This window comes from Pseudarthrobacter albicanus (genome assembly GCF_018224015.1).
GTDB lineage: Bacteria > Actinomycetota > Actinomycetes > Actinomycetales > Micrococcaceae > Arthrobacter > Arthrobacter albicanus.
Window position 1 is genome coordinate 16,456 of record NZ_JAGPOT010000103.1, and the last position, 11,356, is coordinate 27,811.

Below are 11,356 nucleotides of genomic sequence, written 5' to 3' on the forward strand. Positions count from 1 at the left end.
CCCTTGGCCAGGGCCACCGCCGAAGGTCCCCAATAATCCTGCGGGCGCCTTTCGGGCCGTATTCTGTTCTTGTTCACTGCTAGGGTCCCATTGTTAATGCTGCAGCCGCAGCTCGAAAGATAACGGAGTTCAGCAATGTTCGAGTCCACCACCACGGCCGACATGCCCGCCCGCACGAACCGACCCACCGGCACTTCCCGAACGCGGGCGAACGTCCAAAACTCCTTTGCTCCGGGAGCGGTCGATCTGACGTCGTTCGTGCCGATCATGTACACCCTCATGTTCCGGAACATCGCCAGTGACGGCTTCGTCTACAGCGATCCACAGTCGCCGGGCGACATTTCCCGGGACTCGAAGCCGGGTTGCATCATCGCCGCCCCGTCCTTCCCAGCCAACACCCCCGGCATCGACGAGGACTACGTCTTCAACTGGGTGCGCGACGGGGCCATCACGGCCATGGAGGTGGCCAAGGCCGTCATGCCCACCCGCCCGGGCGGGACGGTGCAGACGCTCAACGACTACGTGAAGTTCGCCGACCTCTGCCACTCCAACGCCCAGCCGCCCTTGACCAAGGGTCACGCCTGCTTCAACATCGCCGGCGACGCCCGCCCGTGGACCGAGCAGAACGACGGTCCGGCCTTGCAATCGATCACCATCCTGGCCGCCTACGACCAGCTCGATCCCGACACCCAGAAGCGGGCCGTCGACCTGGTGAACTCAAACGTGGCCTTCCTCCTCGGTGTCCACGAGGATCCCACCACGAACCTGTGGGAGGAGCGCAGCGGATACAGCTTCTTCGCCCGGTCCGCCCAGCTGCGCTGCTTCGAGGAGATCCAGGCCTCGACCATTGCCGGTATCGACAAGCCGGCCGGGCTGCAGCCCGCCATCGACTGGCTGCGCCAGGCCCTCTCAGGCCACTGGGACGGGAGCAAGTACGTGAGCATGATGGCCGACCCCGGTAACGGCGCCCAGCCATCGCCCCAGAATCCGGTCGTCAGCGGTTACGACCCGAACATCGACATCGTCCAGTCGGCCGTTTACGGCGCCATTCCCGTCACCGACACCAAGCTGCTGGCCACGGCGGCCCAGCTCCGCTCGCAATGGGAGGAGGGCGGCATCGCCTTCTACCCGATTAACAAGGCGGACAAGGAAAAGTTCGGTATCGGCCCGCTGTTCGGCCGCTACCCCGGCGACGTCTACGACGGTGACACCTCGCACCCGGTGCTCGGCGGTCACCCCTGGGCCCTCTCCACGTGCAACGTTGCTGAGCTGCACTACAAGCTAGCCGCCGAGATCAAGTCGAGCGGCAAGGTACCCGTGGACGACCTGTCCACACCCTTCTTTGCCCAGTCCGGCATCGACGCGTTGACGGCCCCGGCGGCAGCCGCCGCCGCCTTGGCGGCGACCGGTGACGCCATGGTGCGGGCCGTCATCTACCACAGTGACAACTTGGAGCTCTCCGAGCAGTTCGACGGCGCCACCGGCTACGAACTCAGTGTTCACAACCTGACGTGGAGCTACGCCGCCTACCTGTCCGCCATGCGAGCCCGGGCCGAGGCCGTGTGACCCCGTGGCCAACCGACTCGAATCCCGTGGGGACACACTCGTGGTGTGGAAGCTGGACCGGCTCGGCCGGAGCGTAAAGGACTTACTGGACTTTGCCGGCGGCCTGAGCGATCGAGGCATAGGGTTTGTCAGCCTCACGGACTCCATCGACACCACCTCGGCTTCGGGGCGCTTCTTCTTCAACGTGATGGCGTCGCTGGCGCAAATGGAACGCGAACTCATGGTCGAACGCACTCAGGCAGGACTCCAAGCTGCCAGGGACCAAGGCAGAGTCGGCGGCCGGAAGCGCCTCATGACTGACGCCAAGATTCGATCCGCCCGAAAACTACTCAGCCAAGGAAGCTCGCCCAAGGAAGTTGCCACCAGCCTCGGGGTCTCGGTGCCCACCCTGTACCGCTGGGTCCCTGCAACGGAGAAGACAACAGCCGCAAGCCCATAACTGGCCCTTGGTGCACAGGACTTCTGCTACGGAGGCGGCGATGGTGGGTTGCGCTCCGCGGCGCTCACGGAATCTCCAATAGGAGATCAGCGAGCTCGCGTGGCATCGTGATCATGCAGTCGTGCCCGGTCGGCAGGCGGCGCAAACGCCACCCAGGCTCCCTCGGCGGTAGCGCGCGCCGCATCAGGATGCGCTGCACGAGCGAGACGAGCGCCCCGCGGCCGGTGCAAAAGATGTGTGTGCGTGGGAACGTCGAGACGACATCGGGGTTTCGCAAGCGCAACGGCTCCTCGAAGGTCTTGAGTGGCTGGGGCGTCTGCGAGCGGCGCACCCAACTCAGGTCCGGCTCGTCGGTGACTCCGTAGAGTCCCTTCGGGCCGAAGGGCGGCTCGTGCGGCGGGTCCACGAGCCAGCCGTCACCGTGCGCGCGCGCCTCGCGGCGGAAGCGGTTGATGACGAGAGGGGCGATGTCCTGCATCGACTCGCCGTCTCGAGGGACGAACGTATCCAGGTAGACGAGGTGGCCGATGCGATCCGGCACGCGGTCGGCGGTACCCGTAATGACCATCGCACCGTAGCTGTGCCCGAGCAGGATCACATCGCGAAGGTCCTCCCGCTCGATAAAATCGGCGACATCGGCAACGTGCGCGCTCACGCCGACGTCGGCCGTGAGCTCCGTGGCGCGATCACCCAGGCCAAGGAGCGAGGGACCAAATACGCGATGGCCGCGTGCCTCGAGCAGCGGAGCAAGCTTCGTCCAACACCAAGCCCCGTGGAACGCGCCGTGCACGAGGACGAAGGTCTTCACGTGCCCAGCCTATCTATCCGGCGGCGATCGGTCGGCGGAGACGTCGACCGCCGGGAAGAACTCGTTCGTCACCACATTCATCACAGCGTCCACAACCGCTCCCCCAACCTCTCCGGACACAGGGACACCCCCACCCAATCCCAGTATGGGGCCGGGCACGCCCGATCCCCGGGGCGACCCGGAGGCTGCATCTGCGGTCGGTAGAGCGTGCTGCCCTTTACTGGTTTAGTACGAAATTCGTACTAAACTGGTACTACTCCTTCTCGAGGTCGGCAATGACTGGCCAAACGATCTTGTTCAGAATGTACTGAATGCTTCGTTCTTCCTTGGCACATACAGCTTTGAGCCGCATGTGATCCGTCGGGGTCATCTTGAAGTTGAAACCAACGGAAGTCGGTTCCTTCGCAACGGACTTTGAACGCGCCGGCCGTTGAACCGCAGGCACGGCAGACTCCATAACGTCGGCTGAAGGCTCGGGAGCTGTCGTTGCCCCCTGGCTGAATTCCTCAATCCGCTTCTCCAGGTCCGGGTCCACCGATCCCCTGCGTCGATTGGGCGTGACTCTAGGCAAGGCTCATCATCTCCTGTACGAGTACCTGCGTTTCAGCCTTTGCTTTGGAATCGCTCCACTCCACCACTCCCCTACCCAATGGCATGACGTCCATGTAGGCGCTGCGCTGAAACATCGTCGTATCGAACAGCGGTAGCTCGGGATAGTCGCCGAGGATATCTTTTGCGTCATCGAGCTTCTTGCTCATTGAATGAGTAGGCGCCTGCGTGAACAGTCCCCTCACCAACAGCTCCGGATTGAAGTCCCGGAATGCGACCAGCAAGTCCACGAACTGCGGCAAAGTATCAAGATCAACGGGAGACGGCTTCATCGGGACCACCAGGAGATCCGACGATGTTGCAGCAGTCCTCATTTCCTGACTGTCATAACCTCCGACATCAACAAGAACGACGTCGTAATTGGTGTCCAACTCCTGCAACGTACTGCGAAGGTTTCCCTTCTTCTGAATTCCAATAATGGCTGCATGATCCGGGCTCTGCTTCTCTCGATCGCCAATCCAGTTGGCGGTCGTACCGATGGGGTCAGCATCAACAACAATCGTTTTGTAACCCAGGCGTGTCAGTTCCGCAGCTGCATTTACTGTGGCGGTGCTCTTGCCCACGCCACCCTTTAGTGAACCTATCGTAATGATCATTTGGTCTCTTTAACTTTCAGTAAGCAACCTGTATCGAACCAGTTTAATACTAATATAGTTGTGGTTCACAACCAGGACTATACAAAAACGATACTAACATGGTTGTAGTATCGTACTAGTTTGGTACTAAATAAGTACGGGCGTTACCCTGCTGACCACGACCGCTAGGTGGCCAAGACGATGCCCGCAAACAACCCTAGATCGTCATCTTCCAGTACCCGGTCCATCTCGGCGTCAAAGACATCGAGGCGGGCCATGTATCCGTTTTCGTGACGAGCGAGCCCACGCATTCCAGAGAGCCCGTTCCTTCCGATGACGGCAGATCTGTGCGGCCGGCGTCGTCCAGGGGCACCAACCGGATAGATGTCGGCACTGCGTCCCCTGCCCTGGGCAACTTTGGTCAAGATCCCGTCCGAGGCTGCTGCCCGTTCGTGGGGGGCGTTCAGGCTGCGTGCCAGAGCATGCCCAGGGTCTCAGGACTCCAGACATTGCCATTTAATTTGTGGGTGACGCTGCCCGGTTTTTGATCTCGAATCTTAGGATCCGGTCGGTGCCGGGGTAGCGGGTTTCGGTGGCGGTGAGGTGGTCGCAGAGTTCGGCGATCGCGGCGGTGGCCCGTTGTGTGGGGAGCGGGTCGAGGCGGATGGTGAGGTAACCGTCCTGGCTGGGGTCGATGTCCCCGCTGCCGGTGAGGGCCTGCCGGACCAGCGCGTGGGCCTCGTGGCCGGCGCGGGCGTAGCCGGTGTTGGTGCGGACCTCCCGCGCCAGGGTGGACGCGGTGTTGAACGCGGCCATCCGGATGGCGTGGGTGAGCAGTTTCGTTTCGGTCTCCAGGACCTGCTGGCCGGGTGCGATCTCCCCCAGCGGTAACCGGGCGGGGATCTCCTGGTGCGCCGCCTGCGCCTGTTCGAGGGCGGTTTCGGCGGCGATGAGGTCCGCGGTGATCGCGTTGTGCTCCGTGTTGGTGATCAGGACCGTGGCCGTTCCCGGCGCCGGTGTCCGGGCGGCCAGTAACGCGGCATCGGTGTCGGCCTCGGCCTTGTCGTACCGGGCTTTGGCGGCGAGGACCTGCTGGTAGGCCTTGCGTTTGGCCGGGTTCGGCACCGACCGTTCCGCATCGTCATCGGTGCTGGCGTAGGCGTCGTGGGAATCCAGACTAAAGCGCATCCGCGCGTAGCGGAAATAGTTCTCCTGCCGCCACCTGGCGCCCATCTTGTGGATGACCTCCCCGGCCGGCAGGCCGGTGTCGGTGGTGAGGATGTGGATCTGCCGTGACCCGCCGCCGGGGACGTTGACCGTCCGGCTGATCTGGCGCATCGCGAACACCTCCCCGGTGGTCCCGACGGGCACCTCCACGGCCGTGTCGGCCGCGGTCCAGGTCCGGGTTTCACCGTGCCCGTCGGTGTGGGCGACCTCGGCGAAGTGGGAGGCGTCGATGTCCTTGGTGGTGCCTTTGCGCCAGGTCAGCACGTCAAAGCCCTTCCCGGCCATGTGCTGGAACAGGGCCGGGGACCAGCCGCCCCGGTCGAAACCGACCAGGACCCGGCGTCCGTCGCCAATGATGGTGCGCAGGGTCGGCAGCAGCCCGCGCAGTTCCCCGGTCAGCGCCGCACCCGGTTCGGCCATGACCACCAGCACCGGGGCCCCGGCAGCGTCGGCGACCCAGGTCTCCTCGGTCGCCGGGACAGGGAACTTCAACCTTGTCGAGTGGACCTTGCCGATCTTCTTACGACCCTGGTAGGCGCGCACATGCCCGTCAACATAGAGCACCGCAGCCAGATCCCCACCCTCGTCATCGCTGCCATTGAGGTGTTGGGCTGCCATCAAGGTCAGCAGGTCCCCGGCCTTTCCGGTCCCGGCCAGGGCGGCGGTTTTGCGGCGGAGGGTTTTCACTTCCGGCGCCCGGTCCAGGCCCAGCACCCTCCCCAGGGCCACCGGGTCGATCCGGGTCGCCCCCTCGGCCCGCGGTTCCCCGGCCAGGGCGGCAAAGACGGCACCGGTGAGAATGGTCTCCAGACCGTAAAACCCCGGAGCCAATGCCCCGAACACTTCCCTCGAACACCCCAAAAGCCCCGTCGTCTCCAGTGCCGGCAGGGCCAGGAACAGCCCGGCCAACGGCACCCGGGCCGCCGGGGCGAAGGCCGGGGCCGCGCACTCCAGCAGCCCCGCACGGGCCGCGGCCCGCTCCCCGGAGCGGTCCACCGGATCAGGCAGGACCGGCAACCGGACTTCCCTGGGCCCCGGATCGGCGGCCCCGGCTGTTCCGTCCACCGCGGACGTCCCATCCACCGGGGCCGTCTTGGTCGCCGGTGCCGCGGGCGTCTCCGTGCCCTCATCCGTGTCCGCGTCTGCGGATAACGCCCTTTGGACGCTGAACGTGGACACGTCCACGGCTGCGGCAATCGTGCGGAAAGAATCCCCGCGGGCACGGCGGCCCTTGATGTCCGAGATGAGGGTCCCGGTGAGTTTGCTGGCACCGCGGGGGCCGCGCTTATCCGGGACCAGTGCGGCCACGCCGGAGGCTTTGAGATCCCTGCGCCACAGCCACAACGTTCCGGGATCGATACCGAATCCGGCGGCGATATCGGCGACGGAGGCTGCTTTGATATCGGCCAGTTTCGCTGCCGCGAACCGGCGCGTGGGCGTGTCCCCGTCATCCCAGGCGTAGACAAGCTGGCCGTGAAGGAAAACACGGCCACCGTCGGCGTCTTCCACCAGCGATACCGCCGAGCCAAGCGGCACAGCACCTTCCTCGACGGCTATGGGAAGAGGCGGCTGAGCAGTCATCACACCCATGATCCCACCCCTCCATCAAGCCAATATTTTCTCTAATTAATTATATTACAGATTGGCAAAAAATAACAGCTCCCGAGCTACAAAAAGCGCGGGTTTGAAGGGTTTAGCAGAAGAGAGTCCGACGTATGTCCAGAGTCCTGGGTCTCGGTTTCTTCGTCGGTAGGGGGAATCCAGTGGTGTTCGGCGTCGTGGTCGTAGATCTCGTGCGTGGCAAGAGCGGGCGTTATGTGGCGGTCCAGCCAGGCGTGCCAGGCTGCCCGTTCTTTTCTGTTGCGGGTGATGTGTGCGGCGACGTCGTCCATGACGCCCAGGCGTGTGGCGATCCGGCTGAGGTTTGCGGTCGCGGTGAATTTCCAGTGGCGGCCGTCGCGGTGGATCATGCCAAGGCCGGTCATGTCGGTCAGGGCTGTTTCGACGCCGGAGCGGCTGATGCCGGTGTTCCGGATGATTTCTGCACCGGTGGGGGCCCCGTACTCCTATAGCTGTCCTGAGCCGCCAAGTTCATGCGTTTCAAGGACTGACCATGCGATTGTGGTGGAGTGACTGGGCTTATTGAGGAATGGACTTTGGTTGGGCGCGATTTTGACCTGCTCGGCCGGAAGCCTCGCTCCACGCGCTTGGGTTTCGCGTTGTTGCTGAAGTTTTTCGAGAATGAGGCAAGATTTCCCAGCGGGGCTGATGAGTTCGACCGTGCGGCGGTGGATTATGTTTCCGAGCAGGTTGACGTTGAGGCGCAAGAGTTTGAGGCCTACGCGTGGACGGGGCGGACAATCGAGCGTCACCGAGCAGAGATCCGGACGGTGTTTGGCTTTAGAGAGTTCACTCGTGCCGATGAGACTGATCTGACGGCATGGCTTGCAGCGACGGTCTGTCCTTCTGAAGTTCGAGAAAGTGCTCTGGCGGAGGCCGTTTCGGGTCGTTGCCGTCAGGAAAGGATTGAGCCACCGGGGCGCCTGAATCGGATGATCGGTGCGGCTCGGGCAATGTTTGAGCAGGATTTCTCCGCGAATGTCCTATCTCGTCTTGGTCCGGAGCGTATGGCCCGGTTGGAGGCGTTGGCCGCAGATGGCACGGCGGGTTCGTTGCTGACAGTCCTAAAAGCCGATCCTGGGCCTGCGGGGCTGGAAGCACTGCTAACGGAGGTGGAGAAGCTTTCGGCAGCTCAGGCATTGGGGTTGCCAATGGGTTTGTTTGCCGGGGTGTCCGAGAAAGTCGTGAGTGCCTGGCGGGCCAGGGCAGGGCGGATGTATCCGTCGGATTTCCAGGCCACACCGGAACCAGTGAGGTTGATGTTGTTGGCAGCGTTGTGTCATCAGCGCACGGCCGAGATCGCTGACAGCCTTGTCGATTTACTGCTCGTTCTGGTGTTGAAGATCAATACCAGCGCGGTGAAGAAGGTAGAGAAGGAGCTCACCGAAGATCTGCAAAGGGTCCGCGGGAAGACCGCGCTGTTATTCAAACTGGCCGAGACAGCCGTCACTTGTCCGGATGAAACGGTCCGGGATGCTGTTTTCCCGGTGGTGAGTGAGAAGACCCTGCGTCAGCTCGTCCAGGAGGCAAAAGCGAACGAGACGGTGTTCCAAGGCAAAGTGAGGACGGTGTTGAGGGGTTGTGTGTGATCGACTATCTGTAGGCCGTTTCAGCCGGGAATTTGAGCCACGTTGGTGGCTCGTTTCAGGCCAAAAGAGCGGTAAGAATCAGGCCGGTTTTTCCCGAAATCATGGTTTCGGGGGCTTGCCTGGATAGAGATCACCGGGTGGCCGGGGCCCTTCCCAGAGTGTCAGGGACATGGGCCCGCCACCCCCGGATAGGTTCCTTACGGCGCTGCCATTGCGAAGCGTGTGCGCCGGAAGGGCTGGAAAGCAGATGACGGTACCCATGTCCGTACAAGAAAATATCAGAAGGCTGGACTCCCAGGGAGTCCCGGGCCGGGAGATCGCCCGCAGACTGGGCGTCAGCCGGTCCTCGGTGACCAAATACGCCGATCAGGTGGACTACTCCCCGGAACCGCCGGCACCGCTGGCCCGGCGCGGGGCCTCGGTGCTCACCGGGTTCGAGCACATCATCGAAGCGTGGCTCGCCGAGGACCAGCGCCGGAACCGCAAGCAGCGGCATACGGCCAAACGCGTCTTTGACCGGCTCGTGGATGAGCACGGGTTCACCGGCACGTATTCCCCGGTGCAGCGGTTCGTGAAGAAATGGACGGCGCGCAACAGGATCGCTGGGGAAGGTTTCACCGAATTGGTGTGGCCCGCCGGCACCGCGCAGGTCGACTTCGGGCAGGCCGAGGCGATCATCGCCGGGATCCGGCAGGTCCTGCACCTCCTGGTGGTGACCTTCCCGTTCTCGAACATGCGCTTCGTCCAGGCCTACCGCGGCGAAACCGCCGAATGCGTCTGCCACGGACTGCGGAAGGTGTTCGAGCACATCGGGGCCGCGCCGAGGCACCTGGTCTTTGACAATGCCACCGGCATCGGGCGCCGGGTGGGCACCAAGGTCGTGGAGTCGAAACTGTTCGGCGCGTTCAAGCTGCATTACCGCTCCGAATCACGCTACTGCAACCCGTATTCGGGCCATGAGAAGGGCAACGTGGAAAACGCGGTCGGGTTCCTGCGCCGTAACCTCATGGTCCCCGAGCCCGAGGCCGCCACCTTAGCCGGACTCAACGACGTTTTACTGGCGCGGTGCGATGCGTTGGCCGCAACGACGCATTATCGCAAGGGCCTGGTCTTGGGTGAGCTGTTCGTCCAGGACCGGGCGGCGTCCCTGGCGTTGCCCGGGGTCGGGTTCGACCCGGTGCGCTACGAGTCGCGCAAGGCCGACAAGACCGGGAACCTGCTCATTGACGGGAACACCTACGCCGCCGGGTCCTCCTTCCATGGGCGGATGCTCACCGTCGGTTTGCGCCACGACGTGGTGCAGATCCTCGACGAGCACTCCGCGCCGGTCCGGTCCTTTGACCGGGTGTTCGGCCGGCAGGCAACAACGATCTTCGACCCCGCGTCCCTGGTCCCGCTGCTGGTGACCAAGCCCGGCGCCTGGTCCCATTCCCCGCTGCGTGCCCTGGTCACCGACCCGGTGCGCGACTGGCTGGACAAGGCAGCCGCCACTGACCGGCGCCGCCTGCTCAACGCGGTAGATGCCGCGTCCGGGTCCGCCGGCTTCGACGCCGCGATGGCCGCCGCCGACACGCTGATCCGGCGCGGGGACACCCCGGACATGGCAGCCCTGGGGATGCTCGCCCGCCGGCTGGCCCACGGCACCGAACCGGCGGCAGCCAACGTGGACTTGAGCGTCTATGACACCTTCACCACCCTGAACACGGGCACCGGAGAAGTCGCATGAACCCGATCACCGTCCAGGACATCCTCGAAGCGGGCAAACATACCTCACTGACCGGCAGCGTGCTGACCGAATGGGCAGAGAAAGGCACCCCGAAACAGCGCGAATACCTCCACGAGGTGCTGATCGCCGAGCACGAATCCCGGCAGGAATCACGCCGCCAGCGGCTGCTGAAATCCCCGAGGCTCCCGGCCATGAAAACACTCACAGGATTCGACTACACCAGTGTCAGGTTCCCCGAAGACTACGGGCGGCAGGCACTGGAATCCCTGGAGTTCATCACCCGGGCCCAGGACCTCGTCCTCTACGGGGACGTGGGCACCGGCAAAACCCACATGGCCACCGCCCTGGTGGCGGCCGCCTGCCGGCAGGGCATCCAAGCCAGGTTCTTCACCACCTCCTCCCTGGTCATGATGCTGCGCAGAGCCAAGGACGAGGACCGGCTCGACAAGGAGCTCGCTTCCCTGGCCAAAAACCAGCTCCTGGCCATCGATGAACTGGGATACCTCCCGATCGACACCGAAGGGGCCCGGCTCCTGTTCCAGGTCATCGCCGACGGCTACGAAAAACGCAGCCTCATCATCACCACCAACCTCGAATTCTCCCGCTGGGGAACGGTGTTCGGGGACGACAACATGGCCGCCGCCGTCATCGACCGGCTGGTGCACCACGGACGCCTGCTGCAATTCCGTGGTGAGTCCTACCGCGTCAAAAATGCCCTGATGAAATAACCCAACAGCCGAAATGGCCTGGAAACGTGCCGAAGTGGCCTGATTCTTAGCGCTGAAATGGCCTACTCAAAGTTGACGAAACACAGGGGTTCGTATTCGAATCATTACCGGCGGATGTTGCCGGCGCTGCTGTCCGTGTTGCGGTTCCGGTGCCATAACACGGCGTTCCGGCCGATCATGGATGCCATCGTGTTGCTGAAAAGGTATGCCGATGCTGGCAGTAAGAGCCAGTTCTTCGCTGCAGCAGAGGTAGCTCCGGTTGCGGGGGTGGTGCCCCGGTCCTGGGAGGGGGCCGTCAGGGATGAGAAGGGCAGGATTGAGCGGATCCCTTACGAGCTTTGCTTGCTTGTGTCCTTAGGGCTCACCGATTATTTAGTTGGTGTGTCGCGTGGTTTGAGGGTGTAGTTCCATTCGGGGTGCCATTCGTGCCTGTTCAGGGTCCCGCTGGTCTCCAGTGAGGTCATTTCGT

Annotated in this window: 11 protein-coding genes; 5 read left to right on the forward strand and 6 right to left on the reverse strand. The window is 63.3% G+C overall.

The annotated features are described in order from the left end of the window. The first annotated feature begins 135 nt into the window (after positions 1-135). Together J9611_RS18440 and J9611_RS18445 are read left to right on the forward strand one after the other, a co-directional pair. On the forward strand, positions 136-1,566 hold the full coding sequence (locus J9611_RS18440; protein ID WP_211882347.1) for a glycoside hydrolase family 15 protein: 1,431 nt from the start codon (positions 136-138) through the stop codon (positions 1,564-1,566). Between the two features lie 4 nt (positions 1,567-1,570). Beyond that, positions 1,571-2,005, forward strand: a complete 435-nt coding sequence (locus J9611_RS18445) for a recombinase family protein (RefSeq protein ID WP_443701385.1) — start codon at positions 1,571-1,573, stop codon at positions 2,003-2,005. A 64-nt stretch (positions 2,006-2,069) separates the two neighbouring features. Here J9611_RS18445 and J9611_RS18450 read toward each other — a convergent pair whose 3' ends face one another. From J9611_RS18450 to J9611_RS18470, 6 genes are all read right to left on the reverse strand, one after another. Continuing rightward, positions 2,070-2,813 (reverse strand): alpha/beta fold hydrolase, encoded by a 744-nt coding sequence (locus J9611_RS18450; protein WP_211882348.1) that lies wholly within the window; start codon positions 2,811-2,813, stop codon positions 2,070-2,072. A gap of 253 nt (positions 2,814-3,066) precedes the next feature. Next, a complete protein-coding gene (locus J9611_RS18455) occupies positions 3,067-3,348 on the reverse strand; it encodes a hypothetical protein (RefSeq protein ID WP_211882349.1) in 282 nt (93 codons plus the stop codon). A gap of 28 nt (positions 3,349-3,376) precedes the next feature. After that, complete coding sequence (locus J9611_RS18460) at positions 3,377-4,018, reverse strand: AAA family ATPase (protein ID WP_211882350.1); 642 nt, start codon at positions 4,016-4,018, stop codon at positions 3,377-3,379. Positions 4,019-4,182: 164 nt separating this feature from the next. Next, a complete protein-coding gene (locus tag J9611_RS22420) occupies positions 4,183-4,308 on the reverse strand; it encodes a hypothetical protein (RefSeq protein ID WP_281414598.1) in 126 nt (41 codons plus the stop codon). Between the two features lie 205 nt (positions 4,309-4,513). Beyond that, positions 4,514-6,805 (reverse strand): helix-turn-helix domain-containing protein, encoded by a 2,292-nt coding sequence (locus tag J9611_RS18465; protein WP_211882351.1) that lies wholly within the window; start codon positions 6,803-6,805, stop codon positions 4,514-4,516. 86 nt (positions 6,806-6,891) lie between these two features. Next, positions 6,892-7,209 carry a hypothetical protein gene (locus J9611_RS18470; protein WP_211882352.1) on the reverse strand — a complete coding sequence of 106 codons (318 nt, stop codon included), beginning with the start codon at positions 7,207-7,209 and terminating at the stop codon, positions 6,892-6,894. A gap of 144 nt (positions 7,210-7,353) precedes the next feature. Here J9611_RS18470 and J9611_RS18475 point away from each other — a divergent pair, with 144 nt between their 5' ends. The 3 genes from J9611_RS18475 (at position 7,354) to istB (ending at position 10,887) form a co-directional block, all read left to right on the forward strand. Then, positions 7,354-8,433, forward strand: a complete 1,080-nt coding sequence (locus tag J9611_RS18475; RefSeq protein ID WP_307857149.1) for a DUF4158 domain-containing protein — start codon at positions 7,354-7,356, stop codon at positions 8,431-8,433. A 259-nt stretch (positions 8,434-8,692) separates the two neighbouring features. Beyond that, positions 8,693-10,159, forward strand: coding sequence for an IS21 family transposase (gene istA / locus J9611_RS18480; protein ID WP_211882353.1), 1,467 nt, complete (start codon positions 8,693-8,695; stop codon positions 10,157-10,159). Continuing rightward, positions 10,156-10,887, forward strand: a complete 732-nt coding sequence (istB, locus tag J9611_RS18485) for an IS21-like element helper ATPase IstB (protein WP_211882354.1) — start codon at positions 10,156-10,158, stop codon at positions 10,885-10,887. The genes istA and istB overlap by 4 nt, the downstream gene beginning before the upstream one ends. Positions 10,888-11,356: the final 469 nt, after the last annotated feature.